This window comes from Pseudarthrobacter sp. SSS035, from assembly GCF_023273875.1.
GTDB lineage: Bacteria > Actinomycetota > Actinomycetes > Actinomycetales > Micrococcaceae > Arthrobacter.
In genome coordinates this window covers 3265321-3290271 of record NZ_CP096882.1, presented here as the reverse complement: position 1 = coordinate 3290271, position 24951 = coordinate 3265321, and the positions used below count along the sequence as shown (strand labels likewise).

The following is a 24951-nucleotide window of genomic DNA, read 5'->3' as shown; positions in this document are numbered from 1 at the left end:
GGGACGCTTGCGCGGTCGGCAGGGCTTGGCCCGGTAGACTTTAGCCGTGAGCATTCCGACTCCTTATGAAGACCTCCTGCGCGATGTCCTGGCCCATGGCACGCACAAATCCGACCGCACGGGCACCGGAACCACCAGCGTTTTCGGCCGTCAACTGCGCTTTGACCTTGGCCGGAGCTTCCCGCTGATCACCACCAAACGCGTGCATTTCAAGTCCGTGGCGGTGGAACTGCTGTGGTTCCTGCGCGGCGAATCGAACGTCAAATGGATGCAGGACCAGGGCGTGAGCATCTGGAACGAGTGGGCTGACGCAGACGGCGAACTGGGCCCCGTCTACGGCGTCCAGTGGCGCAGCTGGCCCACCCCTGACGGCGGCCATGTTGACCAGATCGCCGAGCTGGTGGAGAACCTCAAAACCAACCCGGACTCCCGCCGGCATATCGTGTCTGCCTGGAACGTCTCGGAGCTCAAGGACATGGCGCTGCCCCCGTGCCACGCGTTCTTCCAGTTCTATGTGGCTGACGGCAAACTGTCCTGCCAGCTGTACCAGCGCTCGGCGGACATGTTCCTGGGCGTGCCCTTCAACATCGCCTCCTACGCCCTGCTCACCTGCATGATTGCGCAGCAGGTGGGGCTGGAGCCTGGCGAGTTTGTCTGGACAGGCGGCGACGTCCACATCTACGAGAACCACATGGACCAGGTCCTGAAGCAGCTGGACCGGGAGCCGTATGAATACCCGCAGCTGAAGATCACCCGGAAGCCGGCGTCGATCTTCGACTACACGCTCGAGGACTTCGAAGTGGTGGGGTACCAGCACCACCCCACAATCAAGGCCCCGATCGCCGTATGAGCACCGAGAACGCAGCAGACCCCCAGGACTTCACGCAGGAACTCGCCGGTTCCGTGACCGGCGTCGGCCTTGTGTGGGCGCAGACGTCCGGCGGTGTGATCGGCAAGGACGGCGACATGCCCTGGCACCTCCCTGAGGACCTCAAGCACTTCAACCGGCTCACCATGGGGCACCCCGTGATCATGGGCCGCAAGACGTGGCTGTCCTTCGCGGACAAGTACCGTCCCCTGCCCGGACGGACGAACATTGTGATCACCCGGCAGAAAAACTGGGGCCAATTGCCCGAGGCGGAGGGCGCCGTCGTGGTCCCCTCCCTGGATGATGCGCTCCTTGAGTCGCAGTTCGTCGACGGCGGCGGGACTGTCTGGATCCTGGGCGGCGGCGAAGTCTTCCGCCAGTCCACTGAACTCGCCAACGTCGCGGTGGTCACCACCATCGATGTGGAGGCCGACGGCGACACGTTCGCTCCGGAGCTCGATGAGACCTGGGAGGCGGCGGCGTCCGTCCCGCCAGACGGGTGGCTGACGGCGGCCAACGGAACGCGCTACAGGTTTACTAAATGGATTAGGACGCAAGGCTGAGATGTTGAAAAAACCGGAAACACTGTTTGTGCTGGGCTACATGCTGCTGCCGCTGCTCGCGCTGCTCTCTGCGATCGTGGGCCTGACCATGATCCTGGGCGGCAACAAGATCGCCGGCGCCATCGTGCTGGTGGTGGTGACGCAGGTGTTTGCCTTCGGTGCCTTCTACGCGTTGCGCCTCCGTAAAGCCGCGGTGCTGGAGGAAACCAACCGCAGCTGACGCCAATTTTCCCCCGCACGCCGTCGTACGCTTCCCCGCGCGAGTGACGTAACCGACTGCGCCCTGCGCGATCCGGCGTCTAAACTGGACGAATGACTACAGCAGCTACCCCCTCCGTCGGCCTGGTCGGATGGCGCGGCATGGTCGGCTCCGTCCTGATGCAGCGCATGCAGGACGAGGGCGACTTCGCCAACATCAACCCGGTGTTCTTCTCCACGTCAAACGCGGGAGGTGCCGCCCCGTCGATTGCCGGTGCTGCCGCTGGCGCCGCCGGCAAGCTTGAGGACGCGTTCGACGTCGACACGCTGGCTAAGCTGCCTATTATTGTGACCGCCCAGGGCGGGGACTACACCAAGCGCGTGCACACCGAGCTGCGGGGCCGCGGCTGGGACGGCCTCTGGATCGACGCCGCCTCGACGCTGCGCATGAACGACGACTCGATCATCGTGCTGGACCCGATCAACCGCGACGTCATCGACAAGGGCCTGGTCAACGGAACGAAGGACTTCATCGGCGGCAACTGCACCGTTTCCTGCATGCTCATGGGCCTCGGCGGGCTGTTCAAGAACGGCCTCGTCGAATGGGGCACGTCCATGACCTACCAGGCTGCCTCCGGCGGCGGCGCGCGGCACATGCGCGAACTGCTCAGCCAGTTCGGCACGCTGAACGCTGAGGTCAGCTCGGAACTGGACGACCCGGCGTCGGCCATCCTGGAAATTGACCGCAAGGTCCTGGCCCACCAGCGCACCGACATCGATGCCTCCCAGTTCGGCGTGCCGCTGGCCGGCTCGCTGATCCCCTGGATCGACGCTGACCTGGGCAACGGGCAGTCCAAGGAAGAGTGGAAGGCCGGGGTTGAGACCAACAAGATCCTGGGCACCTCGGACGAAAACCGGATCGTCATGGACGGCCTGTGCATCCGGATCGGCGCCATGCGCTCCCACTCCCAGGCCCTGACGCTGAAGCTCCGCGAGGACCTCTCCGTGGCCGAGATCGAGAAGCTCCTCGCCGAGGACAACGAGTGGGCCAAGGTCATCCCGAACACCAAGGAAGACTCCATGGCAGGCCTGACCCCCGTGGCCGTGTCCGGCACGCTGGACATCCCCGTGGGCCGCATCCGCAAGATGGAAATGGGCCCGGAGTACATCAGCGCCTTCACCGTGGGCGACCAGCTGCTCTGGGGCGCCGCCGAGCCGCTGCGCCGCATGCTCAACATCGCCACCGGGAACCTGTAACTCTCCCGCTCCTTCAGAACACAGAATCGGTCCGGGGACACCCTGAATTCAGGTATCCCCGGGCCGCTTCTGCGTCTTTCGCCCGGCTCAGCTGTCCAGGAATGCGAGATACTGCCCGGCGGCCTTGCTGAACACGGCCTGCGCAGCGGGTCCAAGTGGCTTGGCTTCGTCGAACAGTTCAGGCACGACGGCGGCGCTGCGGCTGGTGCCGGCCCGCGCCCATGTGCCGGTCACCTCTCCCCCGGCCACGACGGTCTTCTTGAACACTCCGTTGCCGCCCGGGACGATCTTGTTGGCGTGCTCAGGGGCCAGCACCAGGCTCCGGTCCATGTAGCCCAGCACAAACTCGTCGAAGCCCGGCAAGAGGAGGACGGACCGCTGGCCGGGCACACCGTCGTCGAGCATTGACGCAGTCTCCGGTGACATCCAATAGCTGGCACCCCCGAATTCCAGCTCCACCAACTGCCCGCTGACCAGTTCAAACGCCGCACGCACGTCGGTCAGCGGAATCTGCGTCCACCAGGCGAAGTCGCGGACGGTCGCAGGGCCGTGGCTGCGGAAGTAGCGAAACATGAACTCGGCGATCGCTTCCTGCCGCTCAAGGCCCCGCGACACCGGAATCCAGTCATCGAACGCCACCAGCAACTGTTGGTTACCGGCCAATGGCCCTTGAACCAGCCAGGCGTGCCGGCACAGCGTCCCCAGGAGGTGGATCCCCCGCTGGCCGGTGGTGGGCTGCCCGGCTGCCTCAAACACCTCGAAGAGTTCGGTCCGGCTCACGGGACCGCCGGCCGCAATCCGCTCCAAGGCAACGTCGCGGCACTTCTCGATGTCCGCCCAGGTGATGTCCAGTTCCCGATGCCGGCCGGCAATGATGCGGCTAAGACGCTCGGTGGTGAGGTCCAGCATCCAGCGCAGATCCTCTGGAGCCACCAGGTGCAGGGTGCCGCGCATCGGCCAGGACCGGACCACCCTTCCGCTGTCCAGCGCGGCGCGCACGTCAGTCAAACCTGCGTCCGGAACTCGGAGGCCCATGGCCCAGAGCGCGGCCTGCAGGTCCTGAGCCTGCGTGGCCGTCATCCAGCGGACCGCGGCCTCTACGGAGCCGAGTCCGGGACCGAGCAGTCCTTGAGAGGCAAGGCGTAACCTGCCCATCACATTGGGGCTTACGCGGTTCACTGCCATGTCCTCATCGTAGGACCTGGCCCGATAGGGTGTAAGCATGACTTTGGGGAGTTTGTGGCATTTGTTCGCGCGCGGAACACAGGCATGGCTGGTGGCAGGGACCGTATCGGTCCTGGCCGGCGTGGCCATCGGGCTGGTCCCGGCCATTGGTTTCCAGCCCCTGGGATTCCCGGGAGGCGGCGGCGAGGCACCCCTGGAACTCCTCTTGCCTTCCCTGTTCCTCTCGCTCGGCGGAGGGTACGCCGTGCTTTTTCCCGGTATCCGGGTGGGCCGCGGCGAGGTCCGCATTGTCCGTGACTGGAAGCTCTATCCCGTCAGCGGCCGGCTGCTCTGGATCCTCGCCCAGGCCACCGGCGTGATCGGTTTGGTGGTTTGCATCCTCGCAGCCGCGAACCACCCTGCGGTTCCGGGACTTATGGTCTGGCTGTTTATGGGTCCATATTTGGCGCTGACCGGTTGGGCCGCCGCCCTGCTCGGCATGGCCACCAACGTACGGCTGACAGAGGCCTTTGATGGGCCCATGGCGCCGGTGACGCGAGCCAGCTGACCCTAAAGCGTCACGCCGATGAGCAGCGGTTCCGGGTGCAGTTCAATGCCAAAGCGTTCGACGACGCCGGCGCGCACCTCGCGCGCGATGGCCAGCATGTCCTTGGCGCTGGCCGAGCCGCGGTTCGTGATGGCCAGCGTGTGCTTCGTGGACAGTGACGCCCGGCCGCCGGAGGCGCTGCCCTCCTCCAGGCCATAGCCTTTGCCGAATCCTGCCTGGTCGATCAGCCACGCGGCGGACAGCTTCACCAGCCCGTCCGCCCCGGCGGGGTACTGAGGGGCGGACTCCGGCAGCGTTGCCGCCACGTCCACGGGGACTATGGGGTTGGTGAAGAAGGACCCGGTGGAATATGTGTCCCGGTCCTCGGGATCCAGCACCATACCCTTCGAACCCCGCAGCCTCAGGACCTCCCGGCGGACATCGTTGGAGTACGCACGCTTGCCTGCCTCGACGCCCAAGGAGCGGGCCAGTTCGGCGTAGCGGATGGGTGCGCTCATCCGGCCCAGCGGGAGCTGGAATTCCACGGTCAGCACCACGTAGCGCGGTGAGCCCCCGACGGTGGTCTGTTTCAGGATGGAATCGCGGTAGCCGAACTTCAGCTCGGAGTTGGTGAACGTCTGGACCGCGTTCCGGGTCCGGTCCCAGGTGCGGACCGCCGCGATGGTCTGGGAGACATCAGAGCCGTAGGCCCCGACGTTCTGCACGGGCGTGGCGCCCGTGGCGCCCGGGATCCCAGAGAGTGCTTCGATGCCGGACCACGCATGCAGCACCGCATGCTCCACCAGGGCATCCCAGTTGTGGCCGGCCTGGACCACCACCGCCACGCCGCCGCAGGAGTCCTCGGCGTTGACGGTGAACCCTTCCGAGGCGATCCTGATCACGGTGCCGGGGAACCCGTCGTCGGAAATCAGGAGGTTGGAGCCGCCGCCGATGATGAGGACCTGCTCCCCCGCAGCGTCAGCCGTGCGGACGGCGTCGATGATCTCCGCCTCGGTGCTGGCCTCAACATATTTGCCGGCGGGTCCTCCGACGGCGGCCGTGGTCAGGGCAGAAAGCAGGGTGGAAGTCACCAACTTAGACTAACTAACTTCCGTCAACACTATGCAACTCTGCGGGCAACCGGTGAGAGCAGGAAGGTGGCCACCAGCATCACCATCACGGCCAGCAGCGAGTGCAGGATGCCCACGTGTTCGGCCAGCAGCCCCAACAGCGGCGGCCCGCACAGGAAGGCGCCGTAGCCGATGGTGGACACGACGGAGACGCGGGCCGCGGCCTTGGCGGGATCATCCGCGGCGGCGGACATGCCCACCGGGAACCCCAGCGAGGCGCCGAGTCCCCAGATGGCCAGGGCCACAAACGCGAGCCAGGGTACGGGGGCAAACACAAACAGTCCGAGCCCGAACACCGCCAGCGCGGCGCACCAGCGCATCACCGGAACGCGGCCGAAACGGTCCAGGACCACCGTGCCGGCGAACCGTCCGATGGTCATGAAGGTCACGAAGAGCCCGTAGCCGGCGGCTCCGGCGGCGTCGGTCTGGCCGTGCCCGTCGGCAAGGGCCAATGCCACCCAGTCCCCTGCTGCACCTTCGGCCAAGGCTAGCCCCAGGACCATGACCCCGAGCAGCAGCGTGCGTTTGTCGCGCCAGGCCTCCGCGATCTTGCGCTTGTTGTCCAGCGGGGCACCGGCGCTGTCAGCGGGCGCCCCGGCGGTGACAATGGGGATCGGGCCGGTGAACGGGTCCTCGAAGTTGTCCTGTACATACGTCCGCTCCCCCGCGACCGGGGTGACATCCGCACGGAACCAGGCTGCCGCTGTCGTCACCGAGACGGCAACCACGACGCCGGCCGCGGCCAGGTGCCAAAACACCGGGACGGAGGCAGCTGCGGCCCACGCCCCAAGGCCTGCACCTGCCACGGTGCCGAGGCTGAAGGCGCCGTGCAGCCGGGGCATGATGTGCCGGCCCACCGCGCGTTCCACCGAGGCGCCCTCGACGTTGGAGGCCGTGCTCCAGCTGGCGGAGCCGAGCCCGATGACGGCAAGTCCCACGGCCACCGCGAGCGGCGTGGCCAGGACCGACGTTCCAAATCCGGTGATGGCCATGCCGCAGGCCACCATGATGGCGCCGGTGCGGATGGTCCGTTTGGAGCCCAGACGGAGCACGATCAGCCCCGATGCGGACACCGAGACGAACGATCCCAGGGTCATGCACAGCAACAGCAAACCGACCGTGCCGGGGGTCAGGTCCAGCCCGTCGCGGATCGCCGGAAGCCGGGAAACCCAGGACGCGAAGGCCAGTCCGCTGCCGGCGTAGGCAACCACCACGGCATGGCGCCAGGCAGTGACCTCGGCAGCGGCAGCTGCGTTGACGGTCAAAGGATCATGAAAGCCTGACGACGGCCTGGGCCTTCATCAGCACTTTCTGGCCGGCAGCAACCACGGTGAGGTCAACGCGGGCGGTGCCGGCATCGGCGTCGAGCTTTCCAATGGCGCCGCTGACCTCGATGGTGGCTCCGGCGTCCGTGGTTCCGGTGGTGTCCGTGACCAGGACCGGCTTGGTGAAGCGGGTCTGGAAGTCGACGACGGCGGCGGGGTCGCCTGCCCAGTCGGTCACCAGCTGAACGGCGGCACCCATGGTGAACATGCCGTGGGCGATCACACCGGGCAGTTCCACGCCGGTGGCGAAGGCTTCGTTCCAATGGATGGGGTTGAAGTCGCCGGAGGCGCCGGCGTACTTGACCAGGTCCGTGCGGGTGACCTCGATGGTGCGGCTGCCGATGTCCTGGCCGGCGCTGAGTTCGTGGAAGCTGGGGCTCATGGTTACTGTCCCTCTCCGCGGACGAGGATGGATGACGTGGTGGTGGCGACTGCCTCGCGCGGTCCGTTGCCGCCGTCGGTCAGGGCGAAAATTTCCTGGCGGGTGGTGATCATGGCCCCGCCGCCCATGGCACGGACACCGTCAACGTGCAGTTCGGCAACGAGGCGGTCGCCGGCGAAGATGGTGCGGTGGTGGATGAAGCGCTGGTCGGCGTGGACCACGCGAGAGAAGTCGATGCCGGCGTCCGGATCCTCGATCAGCTGGGCATCGGCGCGCTGGGCGATGATGATGGCGAACGTGGGTGGTGCCACCAAATCCTTGTGTCCGAGGGCCTTCGCGGCCTCGACGTCAAAATGGGCTGGGTGCGTGGCCTTGACCGCGCGGGCGAACTCGCGGATCTTCTCGCGGCCGACGTCGTAAACCTCTGCGGCAGGGTAGCTGCGGCCCTGCAGGTCCGGATTGATAGTCATGGCCTCAAGCCTATCGGTCTGCCCCGGGACACCCGGAATTCCGGCTACTTGCGGAGGTTCTTCCGGATGGTCTGGCCCCGCACCACAATCCCTGCGATGTGCAGCAGGAGGCCTAGCCCAATCAGCGGCAGTGACGCAGTGGCGAGGCCCTGGTTTCCGGACGTGTTGCCGATCAGGTTCAGGATGATGCCGACGGCGATGAGGCCCATGGCGCCGAAGACCAGGACTTTGTACGAGGTGGGCGCTGACTCCCAGAATTCTTTGAGCACCGTGACAGTCTACCGAGCAGGTTCAGAACAGCGGTTCCTGCACGGCCGGCACCTCCGAGGCGAAGTCCCCCAGGACGATGGCCCGGGCAGCCAGCCGGCCAAGGTTCACCACAAAGGCCGCGTCCGTTCCGGCCAGGCTGGCGAGGGCGTTGCTCCCGCTCAGCGCGTTGATGCCGAATCCGTGCTTTCCCTGCTCCACCGGATGCGGGTAGGCGTGGCGCGCCGTGGTGGCGCAAAGCCCTGCCGCCTGCGCAGGGCGCACCCACAGTTCGTCCACGATGCTGAAACCTTCTGGGCTGAAACTTTCTGGGGTGAAACCTTCGACGGCGGCCTGGCCCAGCAGCGTGCGGACCGCTGCTGCGTGCCGCTCATTGATGCCGTCCAGGGCGGCCGCCGGCAAGGGCCCCGCGAGGGCTTCGGCTTTGGCGGCGGAGCGGACCTGCTGGGCGAGGCCTGCCTCGCGCGTCACCATGTCCTCGAGGAGCCGCACCACCCGGCCGTCCTCCGCCCTGGCAACGTACCGCGCCACCACCGCGCCCTGTTCCGCGAGCCGGTTCCATTTCCGCAGGTGGGACGCTGTGCCCACCTTACTGGCGCCTCCCGCGAACGTGGCCACGTAGAGCCAATGATCCTGCAGAAGGTACGTGCGCAGCCCGGCCGGGACGCGGCCGCCCCGGTGGAAATCGTGGATGAGGCGGGAATCGTCCATCACAAAGCAGCGTTCGCACTGCTTGCCCTTCACGGCGGGGGCGCTGGCCGGGCCCAGGATGTGGTCGCGGCTGCTGGCTGAGTGGACTTTGTGGTGCCCCAGGCAGAACCTGCCGTGATGGGCCACCGCGAAACCGAGCCTGGCGCCCGCCTCGAGGCTGACCTCGCGGAGATCCACGGACTGTGACTGGAGGCGCAGAACCGGGCTGCCGCCGTCGTGCCTTACCGTCTGCGCCGGGGCGCCATCCCAAAAGACCCCGTGAACCAGATAGCGGGTATCGGTCACGGGGCCTCCTGTGCTTTGGGTAAACGGTGGCGCTACAGCGCGGGCTGCACGCCGAACGCTACCGCGAGCTTCATGATCTTTTCGGCGCGGCCCAGGCGGGGCAGGTCCGAGCCGTCACGGATGACGCGGCCGTTGGCCTCGAAGTCGGACATAAAGTCCGTGGCCCAGGCGACGTCCGACGGGGTGGGGCTGATGACCTCGTTGATGACGTTCGTCTGGTCGATGGCCAGGCACAGCTTGCCGGTCATGCCCATCATCACGGTGATGCCGGTCTGCTCGCGCAGGATGGGGTGGTTGGTGCCGACGGTGGGGCCGTCAATGGGGCCGGGCAGGTTGCCGACGCGGCTGGCAACCACCAGCTTGGCGCGGGGGTAGGCCATGGCCTCCGGGGTGGCCGCCATGCCGGTGTCGCGGCGGAAGTCGCCGGAGCCGAAGGCCAGGCGGAAAGCACCCTGGGCCTTGGCGATGTTGTTGGCTTCCTCGATCCCCAGAGCGGATTCCACGAGCGGGATGACAGGCGTCTTGCCGTCCATCCGGTGGAAACTTTCGGTCACCTGGTCAGCTGATTCGGTCTTGGCGAGCATCACGCCGAGCAGCCCGGGCGTACCGCGCAGCCCTGCAAGGTCATCGGCCCAGAACGCGCTGGTGGCATCGTTGATGCGGACCCAGGCCTGGCCGCCGCCGCTGAGCCAGTCAATCACATGTCCGCGCGCCTCGTCCTTTTGCGACGGGTCCACGGCGTCCTCGATGTCCAGGATTATCGAGTCTGCGCGCGAAACAGCCGACTGGTCAAACAGGTCGGTTTTCATGGCGTTGACCAGAAGCCACGAACGGGCGATTTCTGCTGGGATGTTGCGCTTGGGGCGTAATGTCTCGGTGGCGGTGGGTGACGTCATGCTACTACCGTATCTGCCCGGGCACCGCCAGCGCTAAGCCATGGCGCCGGACGTGCCGAACAATACAGATACGACCGGCCGGAGCCGGTGGTCGAGCCAGTCGAGACCAGGGTTTCGACAAGCTCAACCACCGGTTTGGACAGGCTTAGTTCCCTGTGAGTTCCGCATGGAGCTTTCGGACGCGGGCGTTGATGTCGTCGCGGACGAGGCGCATGCGCTCCGTGCCTTCGATGCCCCGGGTGGAAGGTTCGTCGGTTTCCCAGGTTTCGATGCGCGTGCCTTCGCGGGGTTCGAGCTTGGCTTCGGTGCCCAGAACGATCACGACGTCGACGGCGTCAAGCACCTCGTCGGTGACGGGCTTAGGGTGTTCCCCCGTAATGTCGATGCCGAGTTCGTTCAGGGATTCCACGGCCTCGTTGTTCAGGCAGCTGCCCGGTTTGGTGCCTGCCGAGTAGACGGTGACGTCGTCGCCGGCGAGGTCCCGCATGAGACCGGCCGCGAGTTGGGACTTGCCGCCGTTCTTGCTGCAGACGAACAGGATACGGGGAGTCTTGGTGCTTTCGGTCATGAGTTGGTGTCTTCCTTCTGTTCTGCGGCCATGAGTGAGCCGACGAGGGTTTTGATGCGCGCCTGGATTTCGTCGCGAATGACCCGGACCGTCTCCAGGGACTGACCGGCGGGGTCGGTCAGGTCCCAGTCTTCATAGCGTTTCCCGGGGTAGATGGGGCATGAGTCACCGCAGCCCATGGTGATGACGACGTCAGATGCCCGCACGACGTCGTCCGTGAGTGGCTTCGGATAGTCCTTGCCCAGGTCCAAGCCCATTTCGGACATTACAGTCACAACGGTTGGATCCAGCTCAGCTGCCGGCATGGAGCCTGCCGACCGGACGCGGATCCTGCCCTTGGCTTCAACGTTGAGCAGCGCGGCAGCCATTTGTGACCTTCCGGCGTTCTGCACGCAAACGAAGAGGACCTCCGGGACCTCGGAGACCACCGACCCTTTGGATTTGGCCAGGGCGGCCAGCCGGTCGTTGGCGAAGTGTTCCGTGGTGGCAGGCAGGTAGGCGCTGATCTTCGCTGTCCGGGCCAATGCCGTGTAGGACTCGAAGACGTAGCGTTCGACCGTCTCGACGGCGAACACCCCGGTGAAACGCTCGGCGAGGCGTTCGCTGATCCGGTGCAGGATTTCAGTGTTGTCCTGCAATCCCAGCGTCGTTTTCTGGTGTTCGGTCATGGCATAACTCCCTTGGCGTGCGTCCGGAACGGTGCGTTGTGGTTGGTTGTGGTCAGTGTTCCCCGGAGCGGCCGTGGGCCAGCCCGGTGGGGAATCCAACGAGGACCGGTTCCGGGGCGGCGCAACAGCCGCTCTCCGCCGATCCGTCAGTGTCTGCTGTTGAAGCCGCGGGGACGTCGCAGCTGGTGCCGGCGTCGGTGGAGCATACCCCGGTTTCGGGCAGTTCAAGGTGGACGGTGTCCGCCGCGGCCTGGTCGCCGGAGAGTGCCGCGGCGACGGACCTGACCTGTTCGTAGCCGGTAGCTAGCAGGAAGGTCGGCGCACGGCCATAGGACTTCATGCCGACGATGTAGAAGTCCTTTTCCGGGTGGGCGAGAAGCTTGGCGCCATGCGGCTGGACCGTGCCGCAGGAATGGAATTCGGGGTCGATCAGCGGACCCAGCTCGACCGGCGCCTCGACGGCGGGGTCAAGGTTGAGCCGGAGCTCGCGAAGGATGTCCAAGTCCGGCCGGAAGCCTGTGCAAGGGATGATGACGTCGGCGTCCAGGGTGCGTCCGTCGACGGCTTCGACGCTCACGTGGGTCTCCAGGGTCTTCAGTGAGGAGATGCCAAAGCCGGTGCGCAGTTCGATGGTTCCGGCCTCAACGAGTCGGCGGAGCCGGGCGCCTAGTTGGCCGCGGGCGGGCAGGCCGTCAGCCTCTCCGCCGCCGTAGACCTTTTCAGCAGATGCTCCGCGTACGGCCCACAGGATGGTGGTTCCGGGTTCTTCCTTGGCGAGGTCTGCCAGATTGATCAGTGTGTTCGCGGCCGAGTGCCCGGCTCCCACGACCAGGACGCGGCGGTTCGCGAAGGTGGCCCGGTCCCGCCCTGTGACGTCCGGCAGGGGCGAGGAGATCCGGGCGGCGGCCGCGTCTTCGCCGATGGCGGGCAGCCCGGAGGTTCCGAGCGGGTTGCGGGTGGACCAGGTGCCGGACGCATCGATCACGGCGGCCACGGTGTGGTCGCGCACTTCTCCGCCGTCGTGTTCGACGCGGACGGTAAAGGGTGTGGTTTCGCGGTCCCGGACGTGGGTTTTGTCCATGCCCTGGCGTGTAACGGCGATGACGCGTGCGCTGGTCTGGAGCCGGGAGGAGATCTCCGGGGTTGCGGCCAGCGGGGCGAGGTAATTGTCGATCAGTTCCCCGCCGTACGGGAGTGCCGTCAGGCGGGGGGCCACCCAGCCGGCGCCTTCCAGCAAACGCACGGCCGCGGCGTCGAGGTTGAACCGCCAGGGTGAGAACAGCCGGATGTGGCGCCACTGTTCGATGGCCGATCCCGCCGTCGGGCCTGCCTCGAAGATCAGCGGCTCGAAGCCGCGTTCGAGCAGGTGGGCTGCGGTGGCGAGTCCGATCGGGCCGGCGCCGATGACGGCGACGGGAAAGTTCTTTGCTGGATCCATGCTGTCCTCTGTTTCATCCGTTGGTGTGCGGTTCGATCGGGTGCCTCACCCCCTCTCCCTAACCGCGGGATGTGGTCACTTGGCGGCCGGGATCAGCGAGTCGATGAGCCCTTCGATGCGCGCCTTGATCTCGTCGCGGATGGGGCGGACGGCGTCCACGCCCTGCCCGGCGGGATCCTCCAGGACCCAGTCCTCGTAGCGCTTGCCGGGGAAGTAGGGGCATTCGTCGCCGCAGCCCATGGTGATCACGACGTCGGACTCTTTGACGGCCTCGGTGGTGAGGACCTTCGGGATCTCGGCAGACATATCGATACCCAGTTCGGCCATGGCCTCGACGGCGGCCGGGTTGACCTTATCTGCGGGCTGCGATCCGGCGGAACGAACCTCAATGCCACCCTTCGAAAGGGTGGTCAGGAAGGCGGCTGCCATCTGGGAGCGGCCGGCGTTGTGGACGCAGACGAACAGGACGGAGGGCTTCTTGGCGGTTTCGGTGATCACGTGGTTTCTCCTGGAATCAGTTCGGTGTGAACGGTTTGGTTGAGGTTGTGGCGCCTGTACCGCCCTTGCCAACATCACATTGATGATTGTCGATGCATGCAGTATCGAGCGAAAGATTGATGATTGTCAATATTTGAATCCGCCGGAATATCAGGCAGCGCGCAGGCGGGGCACGAGGTCTTTGACACGATGGAAGATGTCAGCAAAGGCGCCCTCAAAGGCCTCCCTGGTGTTCAGCCGCAGCGGATCCGGGACAGACCAGTGGATACCCCGAAGGCCGGGGAGTTCCTCGTGGGCGTTGTCGCACACAGTCACAACGAAGTCTTCATCGCGCCCCACGTCATCCAGCCGGCGCGGGGAAACGTCCGCGAGAGCGACGCCGTGGCGGCGGGCTACATCAATGGCCCCCCGGGCAATACTGTCCGCGGGATGAGTTCCGGCCGAGATCGAGGGGATTCCGCTGATCTGATTCCAGAGCGCGGCGGCCAGTTGCGACCGGGCGCTGTTCCTCGTGCACACGAAGAGGACGCGACTGGCCCCATACTCAGCCCCCGGCACCAGCCCTTCGAGCGCCCCGGCGGCAAGCCGGAAGTAGCTGCGCCGCCTGTCCGCTTCCGAGCGGTGACGGATGGTCAGCCCGGCACCCTCCAACACGCGCAGGTGGTGGGACAGCAGGTTAGAGGGCATCCCGAGCTCAGCCTGAAGCTCCGTAGGGGCAAGATCCCCCAGCGTCAGCAGGTCCACAATGCGCAGCCGCGCGGGATCTGCGAGGGCGGCATGTTTTGCGACCCGCGCCTGAAAGCCCTCAACTGGGTCAGTATTCATTGATTCAATTTTGACTGAGTTAATTTCTTGCGTCAAGCTGTTGATATGACTTCACATCAGCCGCCGCTGTGGCGCCGCGCCGTCGCCGAACTCCTCGGAACCGGCCTGCTCGTATCCATCGTCGTCGGCTCCGGGATCGCGGCACAGCAACTCTCCCCCAACGACGTCGGCCTGCAGTTGCTCCAGAACAGCACCGCTACCGTCCTGGGTCTGACGGTGCTGATCCTGGTGTTCGGTCCCGTCAGCGGCGCGCATTTCAACCCCGTAATCTCGCTCGTGGACTGGGTCCTGGGCAGGCGCAGCGGAACCGGGCTGACCCTGCCGGACCTCGGTACATACGCGGTTGCCCAAACCGTTGGTGCAATAGGCGGCAGCGTGGTCGCGAACGCCATGTTTGAGGTGGGAACGTCCATCTCCGTCAAGGACCGCGCCACCACAGGGCACCTGCTGGGTGAAGTCGTCGCCACCGCGGGACTCGTCCTGCTGATCTTCGCACTGGCCACCACCAACCGGGGCGTCCTCGCAGCCCCCGCCGTGGGTGCCTACATCGGCGCCGCCTACTGGTTCACGTCCTCGACGTCGTTCGCCAACCCCGCCGTGACGGTAGGCCGCATCTTCAGCGACACCTTCGCCGGGATCGCGCCGGCTTCTGTCCCCGGCTTCGTCGCCGCTCAGCTGATCGGGGCGGCAGTAGGCCTCGGGCTCCTCGTCGTCCTGTTCCCCTCCGCCGCCCGCAGCGCGGACGACGTAGTCCTTGCGCACTCCTCAGAAACGACCACCTCCTAGCACTTAGCAGGCCACGACAGCCCGGCTGTTGCAGTGCTGCCGGACCGTCGTCGACCGCGAAGTCCCATACATTGATGACGGTCAATATTCGGGCATAATGGGTACATGAAAACGCTGCCCGTTCTCGCTCCGATCACGGACGACGCCTGCTGCGCCCCGGCATCGGCGCCGGCCCTTGGCGCAGAAGAGGCCAAGCAGAAGGCCCTGGTCTTCAAAGCCCTGGCCGACCCCAACCGGCTGCGCCTGCTGTCCATTGTCAAGGCCGAATCCTCCGGTGAATCCTGCGTCTGCGACCTGACCGATCCCCTTGACCTGGGCCAGCCCACGGTCTCCCACCACCTGAAAATCCTGGTGGACGCCGGTCTGCTGCACCGCGAAAAGCGCGGAACCTGGGCCTATTACTCCCTGGTTCCCGGGGCCTTGGAGCGGACAGCCGGGCTTCTGGCAACCCTCTGACCGGCCTCAGGGGAGGGTGCCGCCCCTTGCTGCGATCCACAGCCCGTACCAGTCGGCCCGGGTCATGGCCTCCGCCACCCGGGCGGCATCCGCGCAGGCCGCGATTCTCGCCGGATTCACGGTGCCGATCACGGGCGCAATGCCGGCCGGATGCTTCATCAGCCACCCCAGGAGGACGGCCTCCCCCGTGGTGCCGTACCGACCGGCAAGCTCCGCAACCATCGCAGCCGCGGCAGTCTCCGCCGCCGTCGGGTTTTCCGGAACTGCCCCCGTGTACAACCCCTGCGCCAGCGCACCGTAAGCCTGCACGGTAACGCCGTTGCTGCTGCAGTACTCCAGGGTCCCGTGCGGGAAGCTGTAGTCCAGCGACTCCGGATGGTTCACCAGGACCTGGCTCTCCAGCCAGGACCGCTTCAGCAGGCTCATCTCCAGCTGGTTGGCCACCACGGGCACCTCCAGCCGCTCCTGCAGCGCCTTGATCTGCGCGCCGGACATGTTGGACACCCCAAGCGCCCGAACCTTGCCGTCGGCCAGCAGTTGCCCGACGGCGGCCGCCACCTCCGCCAGGTCCGTCAGGGGATCCGGGCGGTGCAGCAGGAGGACGTCCACGTAGTCCGTCCGCAGCCTCTTCAGGCTGCCGTCCACGCGTTCCAGGATGGATTCCCGGCTGAGGTCATAGTGTGTGGCCAGCCCGCGTTCGCGGAGCCGGATCCCGCACTTGGTCTGCAGCCGGATCCGGTCGCGCAGGCCCGGCGAAGACGTAAGGACTTCGCCGAACACCGCCTCGGACTTGCCGCCGCGGTAGATGTCCGCGTGATCGAACAGCGTGATGCCGGCGTCCAGCGCGGCCTCGACGGCGGCAGCGGCCTCGTCCACATGCTGCACCTGATGCGGTTCGTCGGTCCAGCTGCCGCCCAGGCCCATGCAGCCGTAGATGAGTTCCTGCGTGGAGGATGGAACGTTGTTTTCGGTCATTGCTTCACTCTTTCATGAGCCGGGGCAGACACACAGGTGGCGGGGCCTGGCAGGGCCTCGCCACCTGTTTGATCTTGAGTTATGTCAGCGCAGCCAGGCAGTGCTGTTGGCGCCCAGTTTGCCGTCCACCAGCTGGGCACTACTGACCAAGACGGTTCCTGCCGGCAGGTCGACGGCGGCGTCCCCGAAGTTGGTAACGGACTGCCAGCTACCGGGGCGGCGGAAGTGCAGGACCTCCGGGTTGCCGGTCTCCACCCACTCCAGCTCCTCGCCGGCCTGCAGTTCGCGGCGCAGCTTCAGGGCCGTGCGGTACAGCTCCAGGGTGGAGTTTTCGGTGCCGTCCTGCGCCTCCACCGCGTACTTGCTGAACCAGTCCGGCTGCGGCAGGTGCGCGCCGCCGTCGCCAAAGCCGAAGGAGGTCCCTTCAACCTTCCAGGGCAGGGGCACCCGGCAGCCATCACGGCCCACCTCAACGCCCCTGTTCCGGAAGAACGCGGGATCCTGGCGCTCGGAGTCCGGAATCTCCGCCACTTCCTGCAGGCCCAGTTCCTCGCCCTGGTACAGGTAGGCCGAGCCGGGCACAGCGAGCATCAGCAGGGTGGCGGCGCGGGCACGGCGCTCGCCAAGGTCCACGTCGAGTTCCTCCTTGGGGCCGCCGGCCAGCAGCCAGCCCTTCCCGTCCTGGCCCTTTGCGTGCTTCTTGCCCTTGGACGCCTTGGGCAGGCCGTAGCGCGTGGCATGCCGGACGACGTCGTGGTTGGAGAAAACCCAGGTGGAGGACGCACCTGTCGCGGTTGCCTCGGCGAGGTTGCGGGTGATGATTTCGCGGAAATCCTCGGCATCGAAGTCGGCCTGCAGCAGGTCGAAGTTGAAGGCCTGGCCCAGGCCCTCCGGGCTGGCGTAGCGGGCACGGCGGGTAGCGTGCACCCATGCTTCGGCGACGGCGGTGCGGGGCGGGTTGTATTCGTTGAAGACTTCGCGCCATTCGAGGTAGATGTCGTGGACGTCGTCCCGGTCCCAGAAGGGGTGCGAACCGTCGTCGAACCCGTCCGTCCCCGAGTTGGCCTCGGTCAGCTCCAGCTTGGAGAGCAGCGGCTCGGTGAGATCCTTGGTGAGGGCATGCGCCACGTCCACGCGGAAGCCATCCACGCCGCGGTCGGACCAGAAGCGCAGGGTCTTGAGGAAGTCATCGCGGACCTCGCGGCTGGACCAGTTCAGGTCCGGCTGCTCCTTGGCGAAGATGTGCATGTACCACTGGCCGGGGGTGCCGTCCGGCTCGGTGATGCGTTCCCAGGCCGGTCCGCCGAAGACGGAGTCCCAGTCCGACGGCGGGAATTCGCCGTTGGGGCCCTTGCCGTCACGGAAGATGTAGCGCTCACGCGCGGCGGAACCCTTCGGCGAGGCGAGCGCCTCCTTGAACCATTCGTGCCGGTTCGAGGAGTGGTTGGGGACGATGTCGGCGATCAGCTTGATGCCGGCGGCGTGCAGCGCCTTGGCCATCTCGTCGAAGTCCGCCAGCGTGCCCAGCTTGGGGTCCACGTCGCGGTAGTCGTCCACATCGTAGCCGCCGTCAGCCAGGGCTGACGGGTAGAACGGGCTGAGCCATACGGCGTCGATCCCCAGGTCGTTCAGGTACGGGACCTTGGCTGTGATGCCCTTGATGTCACCCATGCCGTCACCGTTTGAATCGGCGAAGCTGCGCGGATAGATCTGGTAGACCGCGGCCTGGCGCCACCAGTTGGGATCGGCCAGACGGTCGGAATCGGACAGGGTTGCCAGCGTGGCAGTGGTGGACAAAGGATGATCCTTTTCTCTTGTTTGGGTTGTTCTTGCTGGGTGGATAAGTCTGGCTATTTAACGGCCCCGCGCATGACTCCGGACAGTACCCAACGTTGGGCCAGGATGTAAACCACCAAGGTGGGTGCCATGGCCATCAGGTATGACGCGAACGCGAGGCTGTAGTTGGTGTTGAACTCGCCCTGGAACAGCATTTGGACCACGGGGAGGGTCTGCAGCGCCGGGTCGGCAATCATCATCTGCGGCAGCAGGAAGTCGTTCCACGAACCCAGGAAGGCGAAGATGCCGACTGTGGCGTTCATGGGGGCCAGCAGCGGGAAGATGATCTTGCGGAACACCTGCCAGGTGGTGGCGCCGTCCATCCGGGCCGATTCCTCCAGTTCCACCGGAATGGAGCGGACGAAGGCGATGTACAGGAGCGCGTTGAACGAGATTCCGCCCAGCACGTGCAGGAATACGACGCCGGCCGGGTTGTCCAGGCCAAGGAGTGCTGTCTGCTTGATCAGGGGAAGGATGATCACCGGAAACGGGATGAACATGGCCGACAGCAGGTACACAAAGGAACCGCGGAAGAACCTGTGGTTCCAGTTCCGTGCGATGGCGTAGGCCACCAGCGAGCTGCAGGCAAGCGAGCCCAGGACGCTGAAGACAGTGACGAAGGCCGTGGACATAAAGGCCCGGGGGAAGTTGGTGGCGACGTACGCCGCTGCGAAGTTCTCCCAGTTCATCGGGTTGGGCCAGGCCAGGCCGGTCCCGGTGCCGATCTGGTCCGGTGACTTCAGTGCCATGGCCACGGTGAAGTACAGCGGCAGCAGGACTGTCAGGGAGGCGACCAGCATCAGGGCGGTGAGCCACCAGTTGATCTTGAAGCCCTCGCGGCTGGACCTGCGGTTCCTGCGGGCTGTTGCCTTCGTTGCGGCGGGCGCTGAGCGGGTGAGAGTTGGTGAAGTCATTAGAGAGATACCCCCCGGCGCTGGATGAGGCGCAGCTGGATGACGGAGATCAGCAAGGTGATCAGGAAGTAGATGACCGCATTGGCCATCTGGTAGGAGTAGTCGCCGCCCGTGAAGCCGGAGAAGATGCGCATGGCCACCGACTGGGTTGCCATGCCGGGCCCGCCGCCAGTGAGGCCCACGATGATCTCGTAGGTTCCCAGGAATCCCTTGAAGCCGAGGATCACATTGATGACGAGATAACCGAGGATGAGGGGCAGTGTGAGGCTGAGGAACTGCCGGAAACTGCCGGCGCCGTCCAGGTCAGCGGCTTCATAGACTTCGGCTGGCACGCTCTGGAGGCCGGCAAGGTAGATGATGGTGGCGCCGGGCGCGGCCTGCCACACGGTGACGAGCACAATGGCCAGCCAGGCGAGGTTTTCGTTGGCCAGGATGCTGGTGGCAAGCGGCGTGAAGCCGAGCCGTTCAGCGAGCACCGGCAGGGTGTTGGAGAACAGGTAGTTGAAGACAAACGACACCACCAGGGCTGAGAGCACCATGGGGATGAAGAACACGGTGCGGATACCGGTGCGCCACTTGATTTTCGCATTCAGTCCAAGGGCGATCGCGAGGGCCACGACATTGACCACTACGGTGGTGGTCAGCGCGAAGACAAACGTGAAGATGTAGGACTGCAGGACAGCCGGGTCCTTGAAGATGTTGACGTAGTTGGACAGGCCGATGAATTTCCAGTCGCCGTAGCCTGCGTAGTTGGTAAGGCTGAAGAACACACCAACCAGCGCCGGCAGGGTGATGAAGAAGGCGAAAAGTGCCAGGACCGGCACCACCATCCAGTAGTAGGTGGAGTCGATCCGGCGCTTGGACCGGATGGCGGGCGCGTGGGACGGGTCCTGTCTCGGGGAGGGGGCTGTCTCGGCCGCCAGGGAGGTTGCGGTCATGGGGGCTCCTGGGATCGGGGTGGGCATCAGACCGCTGTCCGCTCGGCGACGCGGCGCCATTCGTCGTCGACCGTAGTCAGGAACTGTTCACCGTTCTTGTTGAAGACGAAGGACTGGATGTAGTTGTTCATGGGGACGGACGGCGGAAAGTACGTTCCGGCGCCCTGGTAATAGCGGCCTTCGCCCACGTGGGCGGCAACACCGCTGAGATGGGGATTGCTAACGGCAGGGGCGCCCAGCAGCGGCGAGAAGGCGGCGTTCTTCTCGTTGTAGGTGTTGACCACAGACGGTTCCAGGAGGTAGTTGAGGAACCTCTCCGCCGCAGCCCCTTTGCGCGTGTTCCGGGTGATGGAGAGCGCCATGTCCACGTTGACGCGCACCTTTGTCTGGTCCGGGTCATTGGTGACGGGCAGCGGAAAAGTGCCCAGCTTGATGTCCTTGTTGGCTTGCACAAGCTGGGACAGCGCCCACGGCCCCTGCAGGTACATGGCGGCCTGGCCCTTGCCGAATGCGGCATTTCCGTCGGAGTAGTTCTTGCTGGCTGCCCCGTTCTGCGAAAAGGATGCCAGCTGAAGGATTTTCGGCAGCGAGGAGCGGTAGTGATTGCTGAATGACTCGGGGGCGGACGGCGGGATGTTGGCCCCCTTGGCCATCAGGTCCTTGAAGAACCCGCCGACGTCCAGCATTCCGCCGGTGACGTAGTCGAAGGCCCCCTGGCGGAGGGTCCAGGCGTCCTTGAACGTCCCGTAGATGGGCGTGATGCCTGCTGCCTTGAAGGTCTCACACGCGGCTATGAAAGCGTCCCATGTGGTTGGTACAGCCACACCGTGGGCTGCGAAGATGTCCCGGTTGTAGATGACCCCGGCCGCGGCAATGGAAAACGGCAGGGCGCTGGTTTCGTGCCCCTTGTATTGCCCCCAGGAACTGATGAGGTCCTGGAACTTCGGATCGATGGTCTTGGCCACGGGAAGGCCGGACAGGTCGGCGAAGATTCCCTTCCGGACGAACTCGGCCGTTTCGGTGGCGAACCCCCGGGTCACGACGTCCGGCGGATCGTTGCGGACCAGGCCGGGGACGAAGTTGCCCTCATTGAAGTCCTGGATGACCCGGATATCCGGGTTCAGTGCTTCGAAGTCCTTGATCACCTGGTTGAAGTAGTCCACCACCTCAGGCTTGTTCTGCATAAACCGCAGGGTGGTGACGCCAGCCTGCTGCCCTGTGCCGGCGGCGCAGCCGGTGAGGGGAAGGATGGCGGCTGCTCCCGCCAGGCCGGCCGCCCGGAAGAGGGAGCGCCTGCTGGGCAGCGTTGCCGGAACAGCGGCTTTCACAGGGCGGAGCCTGACGTACGGGAATGACGGGCCCGCTGTTTGGGCGGGGGTGGGCAATGCTTCGGGATGCGGTTCACGGTTGCTCCTTTGCAAAGGCTGGGTGAAGGGCTGGGATGCAAGTGGTCGGCGGCCGTCCGGCCCACATAGCCTGGAGTGTATTTATTTGGAATCTAAATTTAGTTCCTCAAGTATTATGTGGTGCAGAGCACAGAGAGGTCAACACCCATGACTGAAATATCCGTGGCAACGCCCCAATTACTACGCCGAGTGAGTGCCGGAGCCGTCCTTGACTTCATGCGCGCCTCAGAAGCGGTGACTGTCACCGAAGTCATGGAGGCCACCGGACTCACGCGGGCCACGGCCATTGCGGTATGCGAGGACCTCATGCACCGAGGCTGGATCCGGGAGCTGGAAAACCAAAGGGCTTTCGGCGGCTACCAGAAAGGCAGGCCGGCGCGGCGGTTCGAGCTCAACGAACGCGCCGGCTACGTGCTGGGCATGGACGTGGGTGTCTCCAAGGCCACCGTGGTGGTGTCCGACCTTCGCGGAAAGGCCCTCGGCAGGTCCAGCCAGCCCTTCGCGGCAGCAGACATCCCGGCCGAGGAACGCATCGCCGTCATTGACCGCACCGCCATGATGGCACTGCACAGCGTGGGCGCGTCGCCGGATTCCGTCCTGGCCGTCTGCGCCGGCATTGCGGCGCCAGTGGACCGTAACGGGGAGGTCCTGGTGACGCAGCACTTCTGGGGACTGTTCGACGTCGGCCTGAAGGCTGCGCTGCGGGACCGGCGGGGCTGGACCGTACTGCTGGAAAACGATGCGAACCTGGCCGCCCTGGGCGACCGCTGGCGCGGCGCCGCTGCCGGGGTGGATGACGTCGTGGTCATCCTCGCGAGTGAGCGCTTCGGCTCGGGAGTGATCGACGGCGGGCGGCTGCTGCACGGCCGGGGCGGAGGCGCCGGCGAGCTCGCCTTCCTCGACATGGTGGAGGGTGTGGGAGATACCTACGGCATCGCCACATTGGCAAGGACGTGGGCGACTGACGCCCTTGCCGGCAAGGCCAAAACATCCCTCCGGGAGTTTGCCGCCGAAGGAGTCGAGGCGGAGCAGGTCTTCGCGGCTGCTGCCGACGGAGATGCCGTGGCGCGGGCGATCCTCGAACGGCTCGCCGACAGGATGGCCAGGGTCATCGGGGCTGTGTCCACCATCATCAACCCGGAACTGGTGGTCATCGGCGGCGCCGTGGCCAAGTCTGCCGGCGTGCTGCTTGGGCCGATCGCCGAACGCCTGAAGGAATACACTGTCACTCCCGCGCGGGTGGCGGTTTCCCCGCTGGGCGATTCGATCGTGACCGTCGGCGCCGTACGGTGCGCCCTCGACTACGTGGAAAGGAACACCCTGGACCTGGAGCTCGCGGTTCCGGACTAAGCTGCGTGCTCCACCGGCGAGCTGTGCTATTCCAGCGTCGCGGCCGGCACCACGGCTACGGCTGCGGCTCCAGGGCGGCGGCAATCGGGAGTGTGCCGTCACGGAATTCGATGGTCCGCCCCGCCGTTTCGGGCAGGTCCAGCACGGCGGCGGCCACACTGGCCGTGTTGCTGCGGGACGTTGCCCTGCTGCCGTCCGTGCCGGGGTCCACTTCGATGAGCCCTGTCCCCGGCTGGTCCGTCAGCGTCCCGGGACCCAGGATGGTCCAGGCCAGTGCGGTGCCGCGCAGGTACTCATCCGCCGCAGCTTTGGCGTCCGCGTAGGCAAAGAAGCTGTTCTCCGCCGGAACGCCATGGTCCGGCCCCGCGCCCAGGTAGGACACCATCACATAACGCCCGACGCCGGACTCCGCCGCCGCGTCCATCGACCGGATGGCCGCGTCACGGTCCACCGCATAAGTGCGCTCCGGGCTTCCTCCCCCGGCCCCGGCGGACCAGACCACGGCGTCATGGCCCCTGAGGGCGTCGGCGATTGCCGCCGTCGTCGAATTCTCAACGTCCAGGACCGACGGCGTAGCGCCGGTAGCCGCGACGTCAGCGGCATGGTCCGGGTTGCGGATGATGGAGGTGACGCTGTGACCTTCGGTTGTAAGAAGCGTGGACAGGTGGAGGGCCACTTTGCCGTGGCCGCCGATGATAACGATGCTGGTCATGCCCCCATTCTGCCCCCTATGCCCGTGTGCGGTAGCGGAGGTAGGCCACGCCGTTTCCAAAGGTGTGCTCTTCGAGGAGGTCCAGCCGCAGGCCCAGCCCGTCCGGGAGGAAGCGCAGGCCTCCTCCCACGGCCACCGGATTGAGGAACACGCGGCATTCGTCCACCAGCCCGGCGGTGAGCGCCGCAGCGGCCAAGGTGGGGCCACCGATGCTGATGTGCGCGTCCGTGGCGTTCTTGAGGTCCCGGACGGCGTCGTGAACAAAGGTCCGCTCGAGCCTGGTCTTGGCCGTGGATGCGGCGGTGAGAGTGGTGGAGTAGACAACCTTGTCTGCCCCTTGCCAGATCCGCGCGAAGTCCCGGATGTAGTCCGGCTGATCGGGGGTATCGAAGGTTTCCCACGCAGACATGACCTGGTACATGCGGCGGCCGAAAAGGTAGGTGCCCACATCGCGCTCGAGATCATTGACGAACGTATGGACTTCCTCGTCCGGCTCGCTCCAGCTGAAGTTACCGTTGCGGTCCGCGACGTATCCGTCCAGTGACGCGATTGCTGAGTAGATGAGCTGGCCCATGCGGCCCATTGTGCCGCCGTCGGCACCGGATGGGTAGGCGCACCCTTCATTTGACGGTGAACTGCTGCGCCATGGTCCAGAGGTTGGTGGTGGTCCAGTAGATCAGGACCCCGATCGGGAAGAGGACGCCGCCAACACCGAAGACGAATGGCAGGGCATACAGGATCACCCTCTGCTGGCGCGCGAGGGGATTGTCTGCGGCCTCGTCAGGCATGGTCCTGGCCATGATGCGCCGTTGCGTGATGAACTGCGCGGCCGTCATGGCCAGGATCATCAGGATGGTCAGTACTGCGACCGCCGCGGGGTCGCCACCACTGCCGTGCAGCACGGACGCTGACAGCGGGGCGCCGACAATGCTTGATTCGTCGAACTGCACAGCCTGTTCGTGGGTCATCGCTCCGATGCCGCGGGCTTCCCTGGCTGCGACTGGGATGCCGGAGAGTACCTGGAAAAGCGCGAAGAAGAACGGCACCTGGATGAGCATCGGCAGGCAGGCGGAGAACGGGTTGGTCCCATGTTCCTTGTAGAGGGCCATCTGTTCCTGGGCCATGGCCTGCCGGGACAGCTGATCGGTCTTGCCCTTGTACTTGTCCTGCAGCCTCTTCAGGTCCGGCTGCAGGAGCCGCATCCGGCGCTGGGCGCTGACCTGCCGCAGGAACACCGGAATCAGGGCGGCACGGATGATCAGCACCAGGCCGATGATGGACAGAGTCCACGTCCAGCCGCTTGCCGCAGGCATGCCCATGCTGCTCAGGACGTCATGGATTCCGACCATGACGGCGGATACAAGCCAATTGAACGGACCCATGATGGTTCCGAAGAAGTCCACTGCAATCCCCCATCGCCACGTGCAGCAAAGCTACGGCGAAAAGGAGCACTTGTCACGGCCTCGCGCCGCCGCAAACACACCGTCGTGCGGGGAAACAGAAAAGCCCCCGGAATCC

General features: G+C 65.7%; 29 protein-coding genes. 8 read left to right on the top strand and 21 right to left on the bottom strand.

What is annotated here, in order from left to right; genetic code table 11:
- The first annotated feature begins 46 nt into the window (after positions 1 to 46).
- The 4 genes from MUN23_RS15210 (at position 47) to asd (ending at position 2886) form a co-directional block, all read left to right on the top strand.
- Positions 47 to 850 (top strand): thymidylate synthase, encoded by an 804-nt coding sequence (locus MUN23_RS15210; protein ID WP_248759528.1) that lies wholly within the window; start codon positions 47 to 49, stop codon positions 848 to 850.
- Positions 847 to 1431 (top strand): dihydrofolate reductase, encoded by a 585-nt coding sequence (locus tag MUN23_RS15205; protein ID WP_248759527.1) that lies wholly within the window; start codon positions 847 to 849, stop codon positions 1429 to 1431. The genes MUN23_RS15210 and MUN23_RS15205 overlap by 4 nt, the downstream gene beginning before the upstream one ends.
- A 1-nt stretch (position 1432) precedes the next feature.
- On the top strand, positions 1433 to 1651 hold the full coding sequence (locus tag MUN23_RS15200; RefSeq protein WP_056344500.1) for an NF038396 family protein: 219 nt from the start codon (positions 1433 to 1435) through the stop codon (positions 1649 to 1651).
- 92 nt (positions 1652 to 1743) lie between these two features.
- On the top strand, positions 1744 to 2886 hold the full coding sequence (gene asd / locus MUN23_RS15195) for an aspartate-semialdehyde dehydrogenase (RefSeq protein ID WP_248759526.1): 1143 nt from the start codon (positions 1744 to 1746) through the stop codon (positions 2884 to 2886).
- A gap of 87 nt (positions 2887 to 2973) precedes the next feature.
- Here the strand turns inward: asd and MUN23_RS15190 are convergent, their stop codons facing one another.
- Positions 2974 to 4071 (bottom strand): winged helix DNA-binding domain-containing protein, encoded by a 1098-nt coding sequence (locus tag MUN23_RS15190; RefSeq protein WP_248764097.1) that lies wholly within the window; start codon positions 4069 to 4071, stop codon positions 2974 to 2976.
- Positions 4072 to 4108: 37 nt separating this feature from the next.
- Here MUN23_RS15190 and MUN23_RS15185 point away from each other — a divergent pair, with 37 nt between their 5' ends.
- Positions 4109 to 4618, top strand: a complete 510-nt coding sequence (locus tag MUN23_RS15185) for a hypothetical protein (RefSeq protein WP_248759525.1) — start codon at positions 4109 to 4111, stop codon at positions 4616 to 4618.
- Between the two features lie 2 nt (positions 4619 to 4620).
- On the opposite strand, the gene MUN23_RS15180 is transcribed toward MUN23_RS15185, so the two are convergent.
- The 12 genes from MUN23_RS15180 to MUN23_RS15125 all read right to left on the bottom strand — a co-directional run bounded on the left by MUN23_RS15180 (position 4621) and on the right by MUN23_RS15125 (position 14060).
- Complete coding sequence (locus MUN23_RS15180; protein ID WP_248759523.1) at positions 4621 to 5688, bottom strand: UDP-N-acetylmuramate dehydrogenase; 1068 nt, start codon at positions 5686 to 5688, stop codon at positions 4621 to 4623.
- 29 nt (positions 5689 to 5717) lie between these two features.
- Entirely contained in the window at positions 5718 to 6992 is a 1275-nt protein-coding gene (locus MUN23_RS15175) for a sugar MFS transporter (RefSeq protein WP_248759521.1), read from the bottom strand.
- A gap of 4 nt (positions 6993 to 6996) precedes the next feature.
- Positions 6997 to 7434, bottom strand: a complete 438-nt coding sequence (locus MUN23_RS15170; protein WP_058931677.1) for a MaoC family dehydratase — start codon at positions 7432 to 7434, stop codon at positions 6997 to 6999.
- A 2-nt stretch (positions 7435 to 7436) separates the two neighbouring features.
- A complete protein-coding gene (locus tag MUN23_RS15165; RefSeq protein ID WP_248759519.1) occupies positions 7437 to 7904 on the bottom strand; it encodes a MaoC family dehydratase N-terminal domain-containing protein in 468 nt (155 codons plus the stop codon).
- A 44-nt stretch (positions 7905 to 7948) separates the two neighbouring features.
- Positions 7949 to 8173 (bottom strand): DUF3188 domain-containing protein, encoded by a 225-nt coding sequence (locus tag MUN23_RS15160; RefSeq protein WP_248759517.1) that lies wholly within the window; start codon positions 8171 to 8173, stop codon positions 7949 to 7951.
- A gap of 22 nt (positions 8174 to 8195) precedes the next feature.
- Positions 8196 to 9167, bottom strand: a complete 972-nt coding sequence (locus MUN23_RS15155; protein ID WP_248759515.1) for a DUF2797 domain-containing protein — start codon at positions 9165 to 9167, stop codon at positions 8196 to 8198.
- A gap of 32 nt (positions 9168 to 9199) precedes the next feature.
- Entirely contained in the window at positions 9200 to 10063 is an 864-nt protein-coding gene (locus tag MUN23_RS15150; protein WP_248759513.1) for a CoA ester lyase, read from the bottom strand.
- A gap of 145 nt (positions 10064 to 10208) precedes the next feature.
- Positions 10209 to 10631, bottom strand: coding sequence for a low molecular weight phosphatase family protein (locus tag MUN23_RS15145; protein WP_248759511.1), 423 nt, complete (start codon positions 10629 to 10631; stop codon positions 10209 to 10211).
- Positions 10628 to 11299: an arsenate reductase ArsC gene (locus MUN23_RS15140; RefSeq protein ID WP_248759509.1), complete on the bottom strand. Its 672-nt coding sequence runs from the start codon at positions 11297 to 11299 to the stop codon at positions 10628 to 10630. Before MUN23_RS15140 ends, MUN23_RS15145 begins: the two co-directional genes overlap by 4 nt.
- 52 nt (positions 11300 to 11351) lie before the next feature.
- A complete protein-coding gene (locus tag MUN23_RS15135) occupies positions 11352 to 12737 on the bottom strand; it encodes an FAD-dependent oxidoreductase (protein ID WP_248759507.1) in 1386 nt (461 codons plus the stop codon).
- 75 nt (positions 12738 to 12812) lie between these two features.
- Positions 12813 to 13235, bottom strand: a complete 423-nt coding sequence (locus MUN23_RS15130) for an arsenate reductase ArsC (RefSeq protein ID WP_248759505.1) — start codon at positions 13233 to 13235, stop codon at positions 12813 to 12815.
- 150 nt (positions 13236 to 13385) lie between these two features.
- Positions 13386 to 14060 (bottom strand): helix-turn-helix domain-containing protein, encoded by a 675-nt coding sequence (locus tag MUN23_RS15125; protein WP_248759503.1) that lies wholly within the window; start codon positions 14058 to 14060, stop codon positions 13386 to 13388.
- 45 nt (positions 14061 to 14105) lie between these two features.
- Here MUN23_RS15125 and MUN23_RS15120 point away from each other — a divergent pair, with 45 nt between their 5' ends.
- Positions 14106 to 14846, top strand: a complete 741-nt coding sequence (locus MUN23_RS15120; protein ID WP_248759501.1) for an MIP/aquaporin family protein — start codon at positions 14106 to 14108, stop codon at positions 14844 to 14846.
- Between the two features lie 105 nt (positions 14847 to 14951).
- On the top strand, positions 14952 to 15302 hold the full coding sequence (locus MUN23_RS15115) for a metalloregulator ArsR/SmtB family transcription factor (RefSeq protein ID WP_248759500.1): 351 nt from the start codon (positions 14952 to 14954) through the stop codon (positions 15300 to 15302).
- Positions 15303 to 15308: 6 nt separating this feature from the next.
- Here MUN23_RS15115 and MUN23_RS15110 read toward each other — a convergent pair whose 3' ends face one another.
- The 5 genes from MUN23_RS15110 to MUN23_RS15090 form a co-directional block, all read right to left on the bottom strand.
- On the bottom strand, positions 15309 to 16277 hold the full coding sequence (locus tag MUN23_RS15110; RefSeq protein WP_248759499.1) for an aldo/keto reductase family oxidoreductase: 969 nt from the start codon (positions 16275 to 16277) through the stop codon (positions 15309 to 15311).
- Between the two features lie 84 nt (positions 16278 to 16361).
- A complete protein-coding gene (locus MUN23_RS15105) occupies positions 16362 to 18074 on the bottom strand; it encodes a glycoside hydrolase family 13 protein (protein ID WP_248759498.1) in 1713 nt (570 codons plus the stop codon).
- A 53-nt stretch (positions 18075 to 18127) separates the two neighbouring features.
- Positions 18128 to 19027 carry a carbohydrate ABC transporter permease gene (locus tag MUN23_RS15100; RefSeq protein WP_248759497.1) on the bottom strand — a complete coding sequence of 300 codons (900 nt, stop codon included), beginning with the start codon at positions 19025 to 19027 and terminating at the stop codon, positions 18128 to 18130.
- Entirely contained in the window at positions 19027 to 19965 is a 939-nt protein-coding gene (locus MUN23_RS15095; protein ID WP_248759496.1) for a carbohydrate ABC transporter permease, read from the bottom strand. Before MUN23_RS15095 ends, MUN23_RS15100 begins: the two co-directional genes overlap by 1 nt.
- Before the next feature lie 26 nt (positions 19966 to 19991).
- Positions 19992 to 21293, bottom strand: a complete 1302-nt coding sequence (locus MUN23_RS15090) for an ABC transporter substrate-binding protein (protein ID WP_248759495.1) — start codon at positions 21291 to 21293, stop codon at positions 19992 to 19994.
- A 225-nt stretch (positions 21294 to 21518) separates the two neighbouring features.
- Here MUN23_RS15090 and MUN23_RS15085 point away from each other — a divergent pair, with 225 nt between their 5' ends.
- Positions 21519 to 22721 carry an ROK family transcriptional regulator gene (locus tag MUN23_RS15085; protein ID WP_248759493.1) on the top strand — a complete coding sequence of 401 codons (1203 nt, stop codon included), beginning with the start codon at positions 21519 to 21521 and terminating at the stop codon, positions 22719 to 22721.
- Positions 22722 to 22776: 55 nt separating this feature from the next.
- On the opposite strand, the gene MUN23_RS15080 is transcribed toward MUN23_RS15085, so the two are convergent.
- The 3 genes from MUN23_RS15080 to yidC are packed head-to-tail and all read right to left on the bottom strand — an operon-like array spanning position 22777 to position 24836.
- Positions 22777 to 23433, bottom strand: coding sequence for an SDR family oxidoreductase (locus MUN23_RS15080; protein ID WP_248759491.1), 657 nt, complete (start codon positions 23431 to 23433; stop codon positions 22777 to 22779).
- A gap of 16 nt (positions 23434 to 23449) precedes the next feature.
- Positions 23450 to 24007, bottom strand: coding sequence for a dihydrofolate reductase family protein (locus MUN23_RS15075; RefSeq protein ID WP_248759489.1), 558 nt, complete (start codon positions 24005 to 24007; stop codon positions 23450 to 23452).
- A gap of 46 nt (positions 24008 to 24053) precedes the next feature.
- Positions 24054 to 24836, bottom strand: coding sequence for a membrane protein insertase YidC (yidC, locus tag MUN23_RS15070; protein WP_248759487.1), 783 nt, complete (start codon positions 24834 to 24836; stop codon positions 24054 to 24056).
- Positions 24837 to 24951 lie beyond the last annotated feature (115 nt).

Excerpts from the sequence above, each read along its gene's own strand:
- MUN23_RS15205 (WP_248759527.1), top strand. The coding sequence starts at position 847 with ATGAGCACCGAGAACGCAGCAGACCCCCAGGACTTCACGCAGGAACTC.
- MUN23_RS15200 (WP_056344500.1), top strand. The coding sequence starts at position 1,433 with ATGTTGAAAAAACCGGAAACACTGTTTGTGCTGGGCTACATGCTGCTG.
- asd (WP_248759526.1), top strand. The coding sequence starts at position 1,744 with ATGACTACAGCAGCTACCCCCTCCGTCGGCCTGGTCGGATGGCGCGGC.
- MUN23_RS15190 (WP_248764097.1), bottom strand. The coding sequence starts at position 4,071 with ATGGCAGTGAACCGCGTAAGCCCCAATGTGATGGGCAGGTTACGCCTT.
- MUN23_RS15185 (WP_248759525.1), top strand. The coding sequence starts at position 4,109 with ATGACTTTGGGGAGTTTGTGGCATTTGTTCGCGCGCGGAACACAGGCA.
- MUN23_RS15170 (WP_058931677.1), bottom strand. The coding sequence starts at position 7,434 with ATGAGCCCCAGCTTCCACGAACTCAGCGCCGGCCAGGACATCGGCAGC.
- MUN23_RS15165 (WP_248759519.1), bottom strand. The coding sequence starts at position 7,904 with ATGACTATCAATCCGGACCTGCAGGGCCGCAGCTACCCTGCCGCAGAG.
- MUN23_RS15150 (WP_248759513.1), bottom strand. The coding sequence starts at position 10,063 with ATGACGTCACCCACCGCCACCGAGACATTACGCCCCAAGCGCAACATC.
- MUN23_RS15145 (WP_248759511.1), bottom strand. The coding sequence starts at position 10,631 with ATGACCGAAAGCACCAAGACTCCCCGTATCCTGTTCGTCTGCAGCAAG.
- MUN23_RS15140 (WP_248759509.1), bottom strand. The coding sequence starts at position 11,299 with ATGACCGAACACCAGAAAACGACGCTGGGATTGCAGGACAACACTGAA.
- MUN23_RS15135 (WP_248759507.1), bottom strand. The coding sequence starts at position 12,737 with ATGGATCCAGCAAAGAACTTTCCCGTCGCCGTCATCGGCGCCGGCCCG.
- MUN23_RS15125 (WP_248759503.1), bottom strand. The coding sequence starts at position 14,060 with ATGAATACTGACCCAGTTGAGGGCTTTCAGGCGCGGGTCGCAAAACAT.
- MUN23_RS15120 (WP_248759501.1), top strand. The coding sequence starts at position 14,106 with ATGACTTCACATCAGCCGCCGCTGTGGCGCCGCGCCGTCGCCGAACTC.
- MUN23_RS15115 (WP_248759500.1), top strand. The coding sequence starts at position 14,952 with ATGAAAACGCTGCCCGTTCTCGCTCCGATCACGGACGACGCCTGCTGC.
- MUN23_RS15110 (WP_248759499.1), bottom strand. The coding sequence starts at position 16,277 with ATGACCGAAAACAACGTTCCATCCTCCACGCAGGAACTCATCTACGGC.
- MUN23_RS15100 (WP_248759497.1), bottom strand. The coding sequence starts at position 19,027 with ATGACTTCACCAACTCTCACCCGCTCAGCGCCCGCCGCAACGAAGGCA.
- MUN23_RS15095 (WP_248759496.1), bottom strand. The coding sequence starts at position 19,965 with ATGACCGCAACCTCCCTGGCGGCCGAGACAGCCCCCTCCCCGAGACAG.
- MUN23_RS15085 (WP_248759493.1), top strand. The coding sequence starts at position 21,519 with ATGACTGAAATATCCGTGGCAACGCCCCAATTACTACGCCGAGTGAGT.
- MUN23_RS15080 (WP_248759491.1), bottom strand. The coding sequence starts at position 23,433 with ATGACCAGCATCGTTATCATCGGCGGCCACGGCAAAGTGGCCCTCCAC.
- MUN23_RS15075 (WP_248759489.1), bottom strand. The coding sequence starts at position 24,007 with ATGGGCCAGCTCATCTACTCAGCAATCGCGTCACTGGACGGATACGTC.